The organism is uncultured Chryseobacterium sp., assembly GCF_936933875.1.
Classification (GTDB): Bacteria; Bacteroidota; Bacteroidia; order Flavobacteriales; family Weeksellaceae; genus CAKZIK01.
Genome location: NZ_CAKZIK010000030.1, coordinates 133,202 through 149,839, shown reverse-complemented (window position 1 = coordinate 149,839; position 16,638 = coordinate 133,202). Strand labels below are relative to the sequence as shown.

Annotated in this window: 17 protein-coding genes; 9 read left to right on the top strand and 8 right to left on the bottom strand. The window is 36.0% G+C overall.

What is annotated here, in order from left to right:
• The 8 genes from Q0252_RS05870 to Q0252_RS05835 all read right to left on the bottom strand — a co-directional run.
• Positions 1–956: acyl-CoA dehydrogenase family protein (locus tag Q0252_RS05870; protein WP_297984602.1), on the bottom strand; the 956-nt coding region annotated here is incomplete at its 3' end.
• A 99-nt stretch (positions 957–1,055) separates the two neighbouring features.
• The gene (locus tag Q0252_RS05865) at positions 1,056–2,237 is read right to left on the bottom strand and encodes an acetyl-CoA C-acyltransferase (RefSeq protein WP_297984601.1); all 1,182 of its coding nucleotides are present in this window, start codon (positions 2,235–2,237) and stop codon (positions 1,056–1,058) included.
• A 147-nt stretch (positions 2,238–2,384) separates the two neighbouring features.
• Positions 2,385–4,790: a 3-hydroxyacyl-CoA dehydrogenase/enoyl-CoA hydratase family protein gene (locus Q0252_RS05860; protein WP_297984600.1), complete on the bottom strand. Its 2,406-nt coding sequence runs from the start codon at positions 4,788–4,790 to the stop codon at positions 2,385–2,387.
• Between the two features lie 9 nt (positions 4,791–4,799).
• Positions 4,800–5,243 (bottom strand): MarR family transcriptional regulator, encoded by a 444-nt coding sequence (locus Q0252_RS05855; protein ID WP_297984599.1) that lies wholly within the window; start codon positions 5,241–5,243, stop codon positions 4,800–4,802.
• Positions 5,244–5,410: 167 nt separating this feature from the next.
• Positions 5,411–6,334 (bottom strand): ABC transporter ATP-binding protein, encoded by a 924-nt coding sequence (locus Q0252_RS05850; RefSeq protein ID WP_297984598.1) that lies wholly within the window; start codon positions 6,332–6,334, stop codon positions 5,411–5,413.
• Positions 6,335–6,412: 78 nt separating this feature from the next.
• Complete coding sequence (locus tag Q0252_RS05845) at positions 6,413–6,790, bottom strand: GxxExxY protein (RefSeq protein WP_297984597.1); 378 nt, start codon at positions 6,788–6,790, stop codon at positions 6,413–6,415.
• Positions 6,791–6,884: 94 nt separating this feature from the next.
• Positions 6,885–7,856 (bottom strand): iron ABC transporter permease, encoded by a 972-nt coding sequence (locus Q0252_RS05840; RefSeq protein WP_297984596.1) that lies wholly within the window; start codon positions 7,854–7,856, stop codon positions 6,885–6,887.
• Between the two features lie 8 nt (positions 7,857–7,864).
• Positions 7,865–8,470 carry a TlpA disulfide reductase family protein gene (locus Q0252_RS05835; RefSeq protein ID WP_297984595.1) on the bottom strand — a complete coding sequence of 202 codons (606 nt, stop codon included), beginning with the start codon at positions 8,468–8,470 and terminating at the stop codon, positions 7,865–7,867.
• Positions 8,471–8,504: 34 nt separating this feature from the next.
• Here Q0252_RS05835 and Q0252_RS05830 point away from each other — a divergent pair, with 34 nt between their 5' ends.
• From Q0252_RS05830 to Q0252_RS05790, 9 genes are all read left to right on the top strand, one after another.
• Complete coding sequence (locus Q0252_RS05830) at positions 8,505–9,629, top strand: 2Fe-2S iron-sulfur cluster-binding protein (RefSeq protein ID WP_297984594.1); 1,125 nt, start codon at positions 8,505–8,507, stop codon at positions 9,627–9,629.
• Positions 9,630–9,659: 30 nt separating this feature from the next.
• Positions 9,660–10,280, top strand: a complete 621-nt coding sequence (locus tag Q0252_RS05825; protein WP_297984593.1) for an ElyC/SanA/YdcF family protein — start codon at positions 9,660–9,662, stop codon at positions 10,278–10,280.
• An 82-nt stretch (positions 10,281–10,362) separates the two neighbouring features.
• Positions 10,363–10,980 carry a uridine kinase gene (udk, locus tag Q0252_RS05820; RefSeq protein ID WP_297984592.1) on the top strand — a complete coding sequence of 206 codons (618 nt, stop codon included), beginning with the start codon at positions 10,363–10,365 and terminating at the stop codon, positions 10,978–10,980.
• A 2-nt stretch (positions 10,981–10,982) separates the two neighbouring features.
• On the top strand, positions 10,983–11,336 hold the full coding sequence (locus tag Q0252_RS05815) for a septum formation initiator family protein (protein ID WP_297984591.1): 354 nt from the start codon (positions 10,983–10,985) through the stop codon (positions 11,334–11,336).
• Between the two features lie 5 nt (positions 11,337–11,341).
• Complete coding sequence (locus Q0252_RS05810) at positions 11,342–12,508, top strand: methylmalonyl-CoA mutase family protein (protein ID WP_297984590.1); 1,167 nt, start codon at positions 11,342–11,344, stop codon at positions 12,506–12,508.
• A 77-nt stretch (positions 12,509–12,585) separates the two neighbouring features.
• Complete coding sequence (locus tag Q0252_RS05805; protein WP_297984589.1) at positions 12,586–13,656, top strand: class I SAM-dependent methyltransferase; 1,071 nt, start codon at positions 12,586–12,588, stop codon at positions 13,654–13,656.
• Positions 13,657–13,712: 56 nt separating this feature from the next.
• Entirely contained in the window at positions 13,713–14,378 is a 666-nt protein-coding gene (locus tag Q0252_RS05800) for an OmpA family protein (protein WP_297984588.1), read from the top strand.
• Positions 14,379–14,469: 91 nt separating this feature from the next.
• A complete protein-coding gene (locus tag Q0252_RS05795; RefSeq protein WP_297984587.1) occupies positions 14,470–15,852 on the top strand; it encodes a dipeptidase in 1,383 nt (460 codons plus the stop codon).
• A gap of 73 nt (positions 15,853–15,925) precedes the next feature.
• A complete protein-coding gene (locus tag Q0252_RS05790) occupies positions 15,926–16,621 on the top strand; it encodes an SDR family oxidoreductase (protein ID WP_297984586.1) in 696 nt (231 codons plus the stop codon).
• Positions 16,622–16,638: the final 17 nt, after the last annotated feature.

Sequence of the window (16,638 nt, the reverse complement as noted above, 5' to 3'; positions counted from 1 at the left end):
GTTGCCATTTCAGCCAGTTTCTTACGGATTGCCCCAAAAGTTGAAATAGAAACGCCAAACTGTTTTCTTTCGTTAGCATAACGGATAGAGTGGTTCAAAATTCTTCTCTGTCCGTCCAAGTTTGCGGCAGCCAGTTTAATTCTACCAACGTTCAAAGCGTTCAAAGCGATTTTGAAACCGTTGTTTCTTTCACCCAAAAGATTTTCAACAGGAACTTTCATATCGTTGAAGAAAACCTGACGAGTAGAAGAGGAACGGATTCCTAATTTGTGTTCTTCCTCGCCGAAAGTCAAAGATTCAGGATTCTCTAATTCGCTTCTGTTTACAACAAAACCAGTAATGTTTTTATCGTCATCAATTTTCGCGAAAAATGTGAAAGTATCTGCAAAACCTGCATTGGAAATCCACATTTTCTGTCCGTTGATGATGTAGTGTTTTCCGTCTTCAGACAATCTTGCTTTTGTTTTTCCTGAATTGGCATCAGAACCTGCATCAGGCTCAGTTAAACAATACGCCCCGAATTTTTCGCCCATTGCCAAAGCCGGAAGATATTTTTTCTTTTGCTCTTCAGTTCCGTAAAGTAGGATAGGAAGCGTTCCGATTCCGGTGTGTGCTCCATAAGCCGTTGCCAAAGAACCGTTTGCTCCGGAAGCCACGTCGCAAGCCAACATTGTGGTTACGAAGCCCATTCCAAGTCCACCGTATTCTTCTGGAACTGCAACTCCCAAAACGCCCATTTCGCCCAATTTACGCATACATTCTTCAGTCAATGCATAATCTTTATGTTCGAAACGTTCGTGGTGAGGAACTACTTCTCTGTCAATAAATTCGCGAATAGAATCGCGAAGCATTTTTTGTTCTTCAGAAAGTTCTTCAAGTGTGAAGATTTCTGCAGCCGGAGTTTCTGTTATTAAGAAGTCACCTCCAACTAATGATTTTTTTGTTGATGTATTCATTTTTTGTAATATGTACAAAGTACAAAGTACAATGTACGATTAGTTGTTAATAATTTTTTATAGAAAATACTTGTACTTAGTACATTTTACATTGTACAATTATAGTAGTTCAAAAATACTCGCCGCTCCTTGTCCTGTTCCAACACACATGGAAACCATTCCGTATTTGTTGCCGCGTCTTCGCATTTCATCCAACAATTGAACAGTTAATTTCGTTCCTGTGCAACCAAGTGGATGTCCAAGTGCGATTGCGCCTCCGTTTACATTTAAAATTTCAGGATTTAAATTCAATTCTTTTTTAATCGCAACGGATTGAGAAGCAAATGCCTCATTCAGTTCAATTAAATCAATATCTTTCAGTTCTAAGCCTGCCTGTTTTAATGCTTTTGGAATGGCGTAAATTGGTCCCATTCCCATAATTCTCGGTTCTAAACCTGCGGCTGCATAAGCAACCAATCTTGCTTCGGGTTCCAAACCTAATTCTTTCACCATTTCTTCCGACATTACCACTACGAAAGCTGCACCGTCCGACATTTGCGAAGAATTTCCTGCTGTAACAGAACCTCCCGCTGCGAAAACTGGTTTTAATTTTGCCAAACCGTCAATTGAGGTTCCCTGTCTTGGTCCTTCATCCTGAGCAAAATCAAACTTTTTAGTCTGAACTTTTTGATTTTCATCCAAGTAATTGTATTCTACAGGAATTGGAACAATTTGGTTTTTGAATTTTCCATCTTCCAGGGCTTTCAACGCTTTTACGTGAGACTGAAAAGCAAATTCATCCTGTTCTTCACGCGAAATATTGAATTCTTTTGCTACGGCTTCTGCGGTGTAACCCATTCCCCAATAATAATCAGGGTTGGATTTTGCAGTATCTGGTTCGGGAACCGGTTTGTAACCGCCCATCGGAATGTAACTCATTGATTCTGTTCCACCTGCAATAATGCAATCCGCCATTCCTGCCTGAATTTTTGCAGAGGCAATTGCAATCGCTTCCGAACCGGATGCACAATATCTGTTTACGGTAACTCCCGGAACTTTGTCGGTGTTTAATCCCATTAAAGAAATTAAACGTGCCACATTCAAACCCTGTTCTGCTTCAGGCATTGCGTTTCCTACGATAAGGTCGTCAATTCTGTCTTTGTAGAGTTGTGGAACTGCAGCCATCAATTTTTCAATGACTGTCGCCGCCATTACATCGGGACGCGTAAAGCGAAGAGAACCTTTCGGTGCTTTTCCCACCGCTGTTCTATATCCTTTTATTATGTATGCTTGTTTTGACATTTGTTATATTTTAATAATTTTAATATCGCCACTTCGTGGCTTTTTAACATTGGCTTTTTTGATTTTTCAAAGGGCTTCACCCTTTGCTAATGATTTCGCCACTTTGTGGCTCCTCAAAACTTGTATCTTTTGCCTTGTATCTTGTTCTTAATTACGAAGCGGTTTACCGTTTTGAAGCATATACTGAATTCTCTCTAAAGTCTTTCTCTCGCCGCAAAGTTGCAAGAATGCTTCTCTTTCCAAATTCAATAAATACTGTTCGTTCACCACTGTTGGTTCTGAAAGATTTCCGCCGACCATTACATACGCTAATTTGTCTGCAATTTTTTTATCGTGTTCAGAAATGTAATTTCCGGTCAACATTTGGTCGGTTCCCACGTAGAACATTCCCAATGCATCTTTACCAAGAACGGTTACTTTTTGCTCAATTGGTTGCGTGTAACCCTGTTCTGCCAACAATTTTGCGACTTTTTTCGCTTCAGCAATTTGACGGTTTTTATTCACAACAACGATATCTTTATGCTGTTCTAAAATGTGCATATCGTAGGCTTCGTAAGCAGAAGTCGCCACTTTACCCATCGCAATATTCATAAAGGCATCACGAAGACGGTTGGTTTTTACGTCGTCTTTTGCAAAATCTTTGCACGTTCTCAACGTTAATTCTTTCGTTCCGCCGCCACCAGGAATTACACCAACTCCTGTTTCAACCAAACCAATGTAAGTTTCTGCGGCTGCCACAACTTTGTCGGCGTGCATCGTCATTTCGCAACCACCGCCTAAAGTCATTCCGAAAGGCGCCACCACAACAGGAATTGAGGAATAACGAACTCTCATCATCGATTTTTGGAAGTAGGCAATTGCCATATTCAAATCGTCCCAATCTTGGTCGATTGCCATCATTAAAATCATCGCTAAATTCGCTCCAACAGAGAAATTCGCGCCTTGATTTCCGACAACCAAACCGTCGTATTCCTTTTCAGCAAGGTCGATTGCACGGTTCAAGCCGTCTAAAACGCCGCCTCCAAGTGAGTTCATTTTGGAACGGATTTCAAAATTGATAATTCCGTCGCCCAAATCTTGAATGGCACTTTCGGAGTTGCTCCAAAGTGTTTTATTTTTTCTAATATTATCTAGAATGATAAATGCATCTTGTCCCGGAATATTGCTGTAATTTCCTGAATTTTTATCAAAGAAAATGCTTTGTCCTTCGTCGTTTACCTTATAGAATGTTTCGCCTTTTTGAGCCATTTCTTTCACCCAATCCGAAACTTCGTAACCGGCTTCTTTAGCCAGTTCAATTCCCTTCTGAACTCCAACAGCGTCCCAAATTTCAAACGGACCGTTTTCCCAACCAAAACCGGCACGCATCGCGTCATCAATTTTGTAAACTTCGTCAGAAATTTCAGGAACTTTATGCGAAACATAAGCGAACAATGCGCCTAAAGATTTTCTGTACAATTCGCCTGCTTTATCTTTTCCACCAATCAAAACCTTAAATCTGTCGATTGGTTTGTCGATATTTTTGGTTAATTCAAGAGTAGGGAAGTTGGATTTGCCCTGAAGTTCATATTCCATTGTATCCAAATTCAGTCCGTGAATTTCAGATTTTCCTTCAGCGTTTTTCACTTTTTTGTAGAAACCACCATCAGTTTTAGAACCTAACCATTTGTTATCTACCATTTTCTGGATGTACTCCGGCAACTTAAATACATCATTGAAATTTTGTGCTTCAACACCCGATTTTTCAACACCTTGAGCAACATGAACCAACGTATCCAAACCAACCACATCCGCAGTTCTAAACGTCGCAGATTTTGGGCGACCAATTACAGGACCTGTTAATTTATCAATGTCGGAAACATTCAAACCCAAATTTTTCACTTCGTGAAGCAAATTCATCATAGAGAAAACACCGATTCTGTTCGCAATAAATGCAGGTGTATCTTTTGCTAAAACGGTAGTTTTACCCAACATTTTTGCACCATATTCCATGTAGAATTTCACGATTTCCGGATCCGTTTCTTTGGTTGGAATAATTTCCAAAAGCGGAAGATATCTTACCGGATTGAAGAAGTGCGTTCCCGCAAAATATTTTTTAAAATCGTCGCTTCTGCCTTCTACAAGCATGTTAATCGGAATTCCGGAAGTGTTGGAGGAAACCAAAGTTCCCGGTTTTCTGAACTGCTCAATTTTTTCATAAACCGATTTTTTGATATCCAATCTTTCAACTACCACTTCAATAATCCAGTCTGTATTTTTGATTTTTTGCAAATCATCATCGAAGTTACCCACCTTAATTCTGTCCGCAAATTTTGGTGTGTACAAAAGTGCAGGACTGGCTTTTTTCAGTTTTTCAAAATTTTCTGTGGCGATGCGGTTTCGCACGGCTTTGTCGTCTTTGGTAAGACCTTTTTTCTGTTCCGTTTCTGTCAGTTCAAAAGGAACAATGTCAAGCAAAAGAACTTCAACGCCAATGTTTGCAAAGTGCGCTGCAATTCCGCTTCCCATAATTCCCGAACCAAGAACTGTAACGTGTTTAATTCGTCTTTTCATTTAAGTATATTATTTCTTTTTATTCAGTTCATTGGTGATTCTCTGGATTTCTCCCATCACTTCTTTGAAGGTTTCCAACTTTTCAGCAGGAATTCTTTCTACAATCCTTTTATTGAAATTCACTACAACTTCTTTAGACATGTTGCGCGAATTCAAACCTTTATCAGTTAATTTAATAATCACTTCACGCTTATCATTTGTCGTTTTTTCTTTGTAGATATATCCGTTATCTTCCAGAAGTTTGATGATTCTGGTGAGAGAAGTGGGCTCAATTGCCATTTTCGGACCTAAGTTCGTGCTTCTTGTTCCTTCTTTTGGATCAATTTTTAAAAGAGTTAATCCCTGTACAACGGTTGCATCGTGGTCTTGCGCTAAATCGGAGTACATTTTAGACACAGCAAGCCATGTCTGTTTTAGAATTAAATCGATTTCAAATTTTTCTTTGATATCCATATGTAAAAATTAAAATGTGGATTAGCCAAATATAATAAATATTATGCATGCATAGTATTTATGAAAGTTAAAATTTGTTAAATATTTAATAATCAATCATTTAAAATTTATGACAAGCATAATACTATGCATGCATAATAAATCAAACAACTACTTAAAATTTAGAATTAATGAAGGTTTTGAACTAAATCAGCGATTTGAGCAAAATTTTCTGCCTTTTGTTGAAAATTATCAGTTGAAATCACCCAAAATGTTTCCTGAAATTCAAATTTGAAATTGGAAAGGTCTTTTTTGAAGTTTTTTTGCAGAAAAGAGTAGAGCAATTCTTTCTGAAAATCAGTAGCAAAAATTTGAGGTGCCACAAAATTTTCGTGAATATCGAAAAGATGTGGGGAAGAAAGTTCCTGATTTGAGATTAAAATATCTTCAGCAATTCCCGACTGCAGTTTTTGGTCTTTTACATACCAGATTTTATCCGAAAATTCTTTTGCTAATCGCCAATCATGGGAAGAGAAAAGAATGAGTTTGTTGTGTTCTTCGGCAAGTTTTCGAAGTATTTTCAGAATGATGATTTTGTTTTCCTCATCTAAATGAGTTGTAGGCTCATCCAGAATAATCATGGGAGAATTCTGCGCTAAAGCACGACCAATAAATGCTTTCTGAAGATTTCCGTCGGAAAGTTTATTTAATGTGAAATTTCGGTAATGGCTTAAATTTAGACTTTCAATGATATTTTCAACTTCCTGTTTATCCGCATCATTTAATTCAAAATAATAAGGATAATGAATGTATTTTCCGAGCGAAATTAAATCCACCAAAGTATAATTCACCGGAATTTGTGCTTTAGAGAAAACGACTGCGATTTGTTCTGCGATTTCCTTTAATGAAACATTCTTAATATTCTTTTGATTCAGGAAAATTTCGCCTTCCAAAACTGGTATTTGAGTAAGAATACTCTTAATTAAAGTGGTTTTCCCAACACCGTTATTTCCAATAAGCAGACAAACTTCTCCTAACTTCAAAGAAGTTTCAACTCCTTTTATTAAAGGAGTTTTGTAACCAATGTCTGTATTTTTTAGTTGTAAAAACATTAATTCAACGCAATGGCGCTATTTTTCCTTTTGTTTTTTTTATGCTTTTAAGGCGCAAGAAAATCAAAGATTTTCATTTTAAAGTCCATTCACTACGCGTTTTACTCCATCTTTAAAAACGTCAGTTCTGAAATTTACGATTAAGCCTAATTTACAATTTGTCAGTTTTAGATAGGTTAAGATTTGCGCTTTATGGACCTCATTAATAAAGTCTACAGTTTTAATTTCAAGAATCAGTTTGTCTTCAACAATGATATCAATTCTGAACGCATTTTCTATTCTTAATTCTTCGTAAATGATAGGAAGAATTTTTTGCTTTTCAACTTTCAAACCTGTTTTTTTCAATTCATAGTGCAAACATTCTTCATAAACATTTTCAAAAAGTCCCGCTCCAAATTTTTTGTGAATTTTTAATCCTAAATTAAAAACCACTTTTGATAATTCATTTTCATTCATATTACTGTTATATTTTTCTAAATTGTCATTTTCAATGACTTGCGCCTTGAAGACGGAATTTTATCAAATAAAATTTGCGCCTTTGCGATAAAAATTAAACATTTTTATTCTTTAAAAGCATCATCAATATCACGGGAATTCCAAACAGTGAAGTAATGACATTCAAAGGAAACTGTGAAATTTCCGAAACGGATGAAAAAACTTCCATGATTAAAATTCCCAAAACCATATTCAAAATCCATTGCTGCCATAATTTTGCGGGATTGTAAATCATTCTTGCAAAATGCGGAACGACAATTCCTATAAACAAAACAGGTCCTAAAAACGCCGTAACTGACGCAGAAAGCAGGGAAGAAGCAATGATAATTAAATATTTTAAAGCGTGAAGATTAACACCCAAACTTTGTGCGTAATTCGTTCCTAAAGCATTTCCAATCAAAGGTTTGATGGATTTAAAACTTAGAAAAAGTCCAACCAAAACAATAATCGTCAAAATCAAGATTTGATTTCTCGTCACCGAATTATTCGCACCAAAACTCCATAAAATGTAATTTTTTAAACTTTGATCATCTGCGTAAAATTGTAAAACAGAAACAATTGCTCCCGCTAAAGCAGAAACTAAAAACCCGAAAATAATCAGGAAAGATTTATCCTGAAAACGGTTCGAAAAAGCCAACAAAACCAACATCAACAAAAGACTTCCAATAACGGCTGAAATACTCAGAAAACTGTTCTGCAAAAATTCGGGAAGAATAAGATTCTGCGAAAAGAAAATGTAAAAAGCGACACTCAAACTCGCCACAGAAGTAATTCCCAAAACCGATGGTCCTGCCAAAGGGTTCTGAAAATATTCCTGCAGCAAAAACCCGGAAGTTGGAATGGAAATTCCTGCCAAAAGCATTACTAAGACACGGTTAATACGCAATTCAGCAATTTGTGAGTTTTCTGTATTTCCGAAAAAATCCAAAAAAGAAAGTTTTAGAAATCCTATGTTAAGGTTGAGCAAAATCGACAATATGACAAGCGCAACCAGAACAGCAATAAGATTTCTAAAACTTAAAGACATTTACAAAATTATTTTGTAGCTTCTGTTTTTGAAGCTTCGTTGGATGCCAAGAACAAATTAATTTTTTCATCCAACATTTCCTTGCTCATCATTCCCACCGTTTCGTCTGTTTTGTCGCCTTTTCTGATAAAGGTGAAAGGAATAGAACCACCGTCCCATTGTTTAAAATTGGTTCTGAAAAATTCCGGAGCCAATTGAGCACCGTCTAAAAGAACAATATTATTAGATAAATTATTTTCTTCTGCAAAGTTCTTTACCGCTTCAGGCCAATCAGTTTTTTGGTCTAAACTGATGAAGGTAAATTTCACAGGTTTGCCCTGAAGTTCAGCCATTTTTTCTTTGAAATGTGGGATTTCACGCATACAAGGTCCACACCAGGTTGCAAAAAAATTGTTTACATACAACGTATCATTTTGTTTAGCAGCCAAATATTCAGAAGCTTGAGCCGGAGAAAGTTCTACCTGTTTGAAAGGTGCGGTAACCTCCGTAATTTCGTTGGATTCGGGTACCACTACAGAATCGGTTTCATAGTTTTCTTCAGCAGCGACAGTTTTTTCCTTCTTACAGGCTGTTAAAACTCCCAATAATGCAAATCCGAGTATCAGTTTTTTCATTTTATTTTTATTACTTTTGATTTTGAAAATCGATATGGAAAAACTTCTACCGAAGCAAAAGCAAGCCCGTTTTCATCGGCTAAAAATAACGAAAAAAAAACAACTGACCAAAAGCACTTTCGGGCTAGAATTCGAGGTTCCGGAAAGCCTGAAATCTTTGTATCATTTTGAAGCAGGACAGTTTGTTACTTTAAAATACCTTTCGGACGGTAAAGATTTTTACAATGATTATTCCATTACTTCCGCACCTTTTGAGGAGAAGATTTCACTAGGAATTAAAATCAATTCCGAAAAAAGTTCCACTAAAGATTTATTTGAAAATTATCAGATTGGTGATGAACTAGAAGTTTCCGAACCACAGGGAAGGTTTACTTTGGTTTCCAAACCGCACGAATTCCGAACGATTATTGGTTTTGCGGGCGGAATTGGAATTACTCCGGTTTTAAGTCATTTCAAAAATATTCTTCACAACGAACCAAGATCGAGGCTTTTGCTTTTTTACGGAAACAAAAGTATGGATGAAGTCGTTTTTAAAAAAGAACTCGACGAACTGCAGAGCAAATATTCCAACCGACTAGAAATTCATTACTTTTTTTCAAGGGAAAAAATTGGAAACGCCCTATTTGAGGGCAGACTCAACGAAAAAAAACTTAACCTGATCATTAACCAAATGATGATGATTGATGACACGGATGAGGAAGTTACGCTTTGGGATTCTGTAGACGAAGTGTTAATTTGCGGAAAAGGAGAGATGATAAAATCTCTGGCTAATGCCTGTTTCAATAACGGAATTCCAAAGAAAAATATTCATTTTGAACTGTTTGAAGAATTTAATGAAGATATTTATCCTCAGGAAAAAGAATTTCCTTTGGTAGAAGATATTTCGGTGGATTTTAAGATTTTTGGGAAACAATATCAAACCCAGCTACAAGACAATAAAACCCGACTATTACAGCAACTTCTCATTCAGAAATTTCCGGTTCCTTATTCCTGTAAATCGGGAATTTGCGGAAGCTGCGAATGTAAATTAATTGAAGGCGACGTTGAACTGTTGGAAAATGAATACCTTACCGAAAAAGAAGAAGAAAAAGGACATATATTAGCTTGTATGTCAGTAGTTTTAAGCAAATCTGTTAAAGTAGATTTTGATTTAATTTAAAAGAAATTTTGATTTAATTTAAAAGAAATTTTGAAAATAATTCTCGACATATTCAAATCATTTTTTGCGACCATTGAGTTGGCTGTTTTGCTGATGCTTTTGGCAAATATTTGGGTATTTGCTTTAACGAATGGTAGAAGTTATAACAAGATTTCTAAAATTCCACCTCGCGAAACTGCCTTAGTTTTGGGAACATCTCCGAAAATGAAATCCGGACTGGCAAATCCTTATTTTGTTTACCGAATGGACGCTGCAGCATTGTTGTATCATCACGGAAAAGTGAAAAAAATTATCGTAAGTGGTGAAAAATCGAAAGGCTATGACGAACCAACTGCGATGAGAAATTATTTGGTTTATCAGGAAGGCGTTCCGGAAGAAATTATAACGATGGACACGAAAGGCTTTAAAACTCAGCTTTCTGTTAAAAGATGCAAAGAAATTTACGAGCAGAATAATATCATCATTGTTTCACAGGGATATCACAATCTTCGTGCGTTGTTTTTCGCGCGTTCTATTAATATGAATGCGCTTGCTTTCGACGCTCAAGAAAGTCAAAGACCTGAAAGTTTTTACCGGAACCAATCGCGAGAATTTTTAGCCAGGGTTTTGGCTGTTTTCTATTATATTTTGGGGCTTGAACCGAACGGTTAAACCTATACTTTTTCAGCCCAAAAAACTGCTGCTTTTTATTTGCGGAAGTACTGCAAAATACTATATTTGTAAAAACTTATCAATGCTTGTAATAGGAATTGCAGGAGGCACCGGTTCCGGTAAAACTACTGTTGTTAATAAAATTCTTCAGCAACTTAATGTCGAAGGCGTGAATGTTCTTTCTCAGGACAATTATTATCATGACAATCAACACCTTACCCTTTCTGAAAGAGAAATGCTGAATTATGACCATCCAAAATCCATCGATTTTGACCTTTTGATTTCCCACGTAAAAGCTTTAAAAAACAACGAAGCCATTGAACAGCCTTTGTACAGTTTTGTAACCCATTCCAGAACCGGAGACCACGTTACAGTGGAGCCTAAAAATGTTCTGATTGTGGAAGGAATTTTGGTTTTAACCAACAAAGAGCTTTTGAAGGAATATGATTTGAAAGTTTTTGTACACGCAGACTCAGACGAAAGGTTAATCCGAAGAATTCGTCGCGATACGCAGGAAAGAGGTAGAGATTTGCAGGAAGTTTTACACCGCTATCAAACGACTTTGAAACCAATGCATCAGGAATTTATTGAACCTTCAAAAAACGAAGCAGATTTAATTGTTCCGAACATGAAGCAAAATACGGTTGCGATTGATTTTCTATCAACGGTTATCAACAATACCCTCAAAAAAACACACTAAAAATGGAAGAGAACCTAATTAAAGATATCAAACCGAGGACACCACTCATGAAATTTGCCAGGAAATATGTTCTGAACAAATATTTCATCACGATTTTTTTATTTTTAGTTTGGATGGTCTTTTTCGACAGCACTTCATTCCTCGTAATTAATGAGTTAAACGGCGAAATTAACAAATATGAGGAACAGCTGGATTATTACAAAACCGAATACAAAAAGAACGACGATTTCTATAAAAAACTCATGAACAACAAATCCGAGAAGGAGAAATTTGCCCGTGAAAATTATTTCATGAAAAAACCGAATGAAGAAATCTTTATTTTGGTTGTGGACAGTTCTAAAATTGCAAAAAAATAACAAAAATGTCTTCGAAAATTTCACTTCAGGATTGGGAAAGCCTCGTACAGAAACAGTTGAAAACTGATGATATTTATGCAGTACTGAAAAAGGAAAATCTTGAAGGTATCACTGTAAAACCCTACTACGATAACGTTTCAAAGCCTTTGAAAAATCTTCCGAAGGTTGAAGAATCCACGCAGTTGGTTTCTACCTATCACGAAGGTGCCGAAGAAAATATTTTCGCTTTTCTTTTGGATGAAAATGTTGAGGATTTAGACGAAAAATCAATATTCATCAATAATAAAGATTTAGCAGAACACCTTACACCGGACGATAACAACAGCTATTTTTGTTTGGTTGACCTTTTTTCTGATAATGAAAAAGGCGAAATCAATCTCAATTTAGGAAAGGAACTTTTAGCAAAATCTTTTGACAGAAATATCGGCGTTGATGTTTCACTTCATCAAAATTCGGGAGCTGCAATTTACCAACAGCTTGGAATTGCTTTAGCTAAAACAAAAGAACTGACAGAGAATTTCGGTTCGGAAGTTTTGCGACATATCGTTTTCAGATTTGCTGTTGGTGGAAATTATTTCTTTGAAATTTCTAAAATCCGGGCTTTTAAACTCGTTTTCAATCAACTTTCCAAAGAATTTGGCTTGAATGAAGTTCCGTATATTTTTGCGGAGACTTCTTTAAGGAACAAAGCGAAAAACGACGAAGAAAATAATCTCATCCGTTCTACACTTGAGCTTTCTGCAGCCATGATTGGAGGTGCAGATGCAGTGTTTTCCAATAATTATAAATTAGAAAACCAAAACGAACTTTCTGAAGAAATTTCTTTCAAGCAGCAGATTGTTTTGGCTTACGAAAGTATCATTAATGTATTTGAAGATGCCGGAAACGGAAGTTATTACATTGAAGATTTAACGATGCAGTTCGCAGAAAAATCTTGGCAATTCTTCCTTGAAATCGAGGAAACAGGAGGTTATTGTGAAATTTTGAAAACAGGTTTGATTCAGAAAAAAATATATGAACAAGCTGTAAAAGAACAAAATTGGGTAGAAGAGGGGAAACTGAAAATAATTGGTGTCAACTTATACCCAAAACTTAACAAAACAAAATCTGCAGGAGATTTATATTCTGAAAGAGAAATAAAATCCGTGCGTTTGGCTGAAATGTTTGAGTAGTGAATTCCAAAATTTTAAATACAGAAATACAAAAATTTATCAATGCAAATCTTAACACGGATTTGCATTCTTTGTTATTGAAAAAATCGCCTTTTCCGGACGTTACGATGCAGGAAATTGTTCAGCAGATTAAAGGAAAAAAAGTCGCTGTCAAAAAGTTTCCATTTTTAATGAAAGACGACATCATTTTTCCACCAAACCTCAATCTGGAGCAGGCTTCTTCAGAACCAACAGCCATATACAAAGCCACAAATCTCAAAGGAAAAAATTTTATCGATTTAACTTGTGGTTTCGGGATTGATGCTTATTTTCTGTCTGAAAATTTTGAGAATATTACTTTAATTGAAAAAAATCCTGAACTCATCAAAATCGTTGAAAACAACTGGAATATTTTAGGTCGAAAAGCCCAATTTCTAAATACCAATCTCGAAGATTTTTTAGAAAATAATAAAGAAAAATTTGATTTAATTTATCTAGATCCGGCAAGACGCGACGAAAATAAAAACAAGAAATTTCTGCTCGAAGATTTATCGCCAAATATTATTGAAATTCAGGATAAACTGTTTGAAATTTCGGACGAAATAATGGTGAAACTATCGCCACTGATTGATATTTCCTATCTCATTTCAGAAATAAAAAACATCTCGGAAATACACATTATTGCAGTTCGAAACGAAGTGAAGGAATTAGTTCTTTATCTCAAAAAAGAATTTAAAGGTTCTATTGCAATTAAATGTATTAATTTAGAAAGCGATGATGCTGATTTTGAATTCAATTTTGATGAAGAAAAACGCGCACAATCCGAATTTTCAGAACCATTGAAACACCTTTATATTCCTAATAATTCAGTTTTAAAATCAGGTGCATTCAATTCGGTTTCTGAGAAATTTAAAGTGAAAAAACTTCATCCCAATACTCATTTTTATACCTCAAATGAAAAAATAGAAAATTTCCCGGGAAGAATTTTGGAAGTTGAAGCAGTAGATTCAAAACTAATCAAGAAAGGAGAGAAGTATAATATTATTTCGAAAAATCATCCTTTGTCGCCGGAAGAAATCAAGAAAAAATATAAAATTTCGGATGGAGGAAGTTCTTATCTCATTTTTACCCAGAGTACAAAAGGAAAAATTATTTTAAAATCGAGATAAAAATTTTGTTGAAAATTGCAATATTTCGTAGTTTTGGGGCAATCAAAATAAACAGAATGAAAAAAGTAATATTGGCTGTAGCCGTTGCAGGATTGGTATTAAGCTGTAAAAAAGTTCCTCAAAGCGGAAACAAAGACGTTCTTAAACTTGAACCGGGTGTTGAAAGATACAGTGATGATCATCAAGTTGGTGGTGCTCACGGAAACACTGCTGCACAAGGACACGGAGAACATGGTTCTGCTGAAGCTGCACCCGAAAAAGAAATTGAAATTGAAGGTATTACTTTGAAAGCTCACGCGAATGGTCTTGAAGACAAAATGGCAACTTACCTGAAAGGTGGAGCTTACGCAACTGCAACTGAAGAAGGGTTGAAAGATGTGTGGTACAATTTCGATCAGGTAAATTTCAAAATGGGTTCAGCAAATCAGTTGGAAGCAGGTTCTCGGGAACAGTTGGATAACCTTGCAAAAATTTTGAAAGCTTATCCTGATGCAAAAATCAAAATCGGTGGTTATACTGATAAAACCGGTAACGAAGCTGCAAACGTAAAACTTTCTCAGGACAGAGCCAACTTCATCAAAGGAGAGCTTTCTAAATTGGGCGTTGGTGGACAGGTTGTTTCTTCAGAAGGTTATGGAAGCAAATTTGCAACCGTAGATGCTAAAGCTTCTGATGCTGAAAGAGCAGTTGACAGAAAAATGGCAGTAAGATTTACCAAGTAAATCACTCTTAATAAATATTAAATGTCTTGCTTCTGCAGGACATTTTTTTTATTTTTACAACACTTCAAATAATTAAAAAATTAAAGTAAAAATGCAGGAAACACTTAATTACATTAACGAAAATAAACAACGCTACGTTGACGAACTTTTCGAGTTGATAAAAATTGCATCCATCAGTGCAGACCCGGCTTACAAAAACGATGTTTTAAAATGCGCTGAAGTTTGTGCTGAACATCTTAAAAATGCTGGAGCAGACAACGTAGAAGTTTGTCATACAAAAGGAAATCCTATTGTTTTCGGTGAGAAAATCATCAATAAAGATTTGCCAACTGTTTTGGTTTACGGACATTACGATGTACAACCTCCGGATCCTTTGGATTTATGGAAAAAACCTCCTTTCGAACCTTATATTGAAAAGACAGAACTTCATCCTGAAGGTGCTATTTTTGGGCGTGGTTCTGCGGATGATAAAGGACAGTTTTTTATGCACATTAAAGCTTTTGAAGCGATGATGAAAACCAACGGCGTTCCTTGTAATGTTAAATTTATTTTGGAAGGCGAAGAAGAAGTTGGTTCTGTAAGTTTGGGAGATTTCGTCAATGAAAACAAAGAAAAATTATCGTGTGATGTTATTCTGATTTCCGATACTCACATTTATTCTTTGGAACAACCGACGGTTACAACTGGTTTGCGTGGTTTAAGTTATATGGAAGTGGAAGTGGAAGGTCCTAACAGAGATTTGCATTCCGGGCTTTATGGTGGTGCAGTTCCGAATCCAATTCATGTACTTTCGAGGATGATTTCAAAACTAATTGATGAAGACGGACACATCACGATTGATGGTTTCTACGATAACGTTTTGGTAGTTTCTGACGAAGAAAGAGCCGAAATGAACAAACTGAAAGACAACCCTGAAGAATTCAAAAATTCTATTGGTTTGAAAGGCGTAGAAGGTGAAAAAGGATATACTACTTTAGAAAGAACTTCTATCCGTCCAACTTTAGATTGCAACGGAATTTGGGGAGGTTACACAGGAGAAGGTGCGAAAACGGTTATTCCAAGCAAAGCTTTTGCAAAAATTTCTATGCGTTTAGTTCCTTACCAAACGGATGATGAAATCACAGAAAAATTCACCAAATATTTTGAGAAAATCGCTCCGGACAATGTGAAAGTAAAAGTAACCCCACATCATGGTGGAATGCCTTATGTTTTACCAAGCGATACTAAAGAATTTTTAGCAGCTAAGAAGGCTATGGAAACTGCTTTTGGTAAAGAAGTTTTGCCTTACAGAAGTGGTGGAAGTATTCCGATTACTTCGATGTTCGAAAAAGTTTTGGGAGCAAAATGTGTTTTGATGGGATTCGGTTTGGATTCTGATGCGATACACTCTCCAAATGAACATTATGGATTATTTAATTTCTATAAAGGAATTGAAAGTATTCCATTGTTCTTTGAAAATTACGCAAAAATGTAATTTGCAGATATTAAAAAACGTTAAAACGTCCCACAATTGGGGCGTTTTTTTTATCTTTAGGGAAATTAAGAATATGAAAGTAGCATACATTACAGGAGGTACAAAAGGAATCGGATACGGCGTTGCAGAAGTGCTGTCGAAAGCCAATATTGCAGTTGCGATTAGCGGAAGAAAAGAAGAAGATGTTGCAAAAGCAGTTCAGGAACTGCAAAAAATTTCACCCAATGTTATAGGCATCGTGTCGAATGTAAAAAATCTTTCGGATGAAGAAAACGCTGTTGCTCAAATCAAAGAAAAATTCGGAAGCTTAGATTATGTCATCGCGAATGCCGGAATTGGAATTTTTAAGTCGGTGGAAGAACTTTCCTCGGATGAATGGAACCAAATGATTGATACCAATCTCACCGGAGTTTTTCATACTTTAAAAGCTTCTCTTGAAGAATTAAAAAAAGCTGAAGGTTATTATATTACGATTGCAAGTTTAGCCGGAGCCAATTTTTTCGAAAACGGAACGGGCTACAATGCATCAAAATTTGGGGTGGTTGGTTTTACACAGGCAGCAATGCTCGATTTAAGGAAGTACAACATCAAGGTTTCTACGATTATGCCGGGTTCAGTTTCCACCAATTTCAATGGAAATGAGCCTTCCGAAAAAGACGAATGGAAAATTCAGCCCGAAGATATCGGCGAATTAATTTTGGATGTATTGAAGATGAATCCTCGAACGTTACCAAGTAAAATAGAGGTAAGACCATCAAAACCAAAATGATAACCTATGTATCAAAT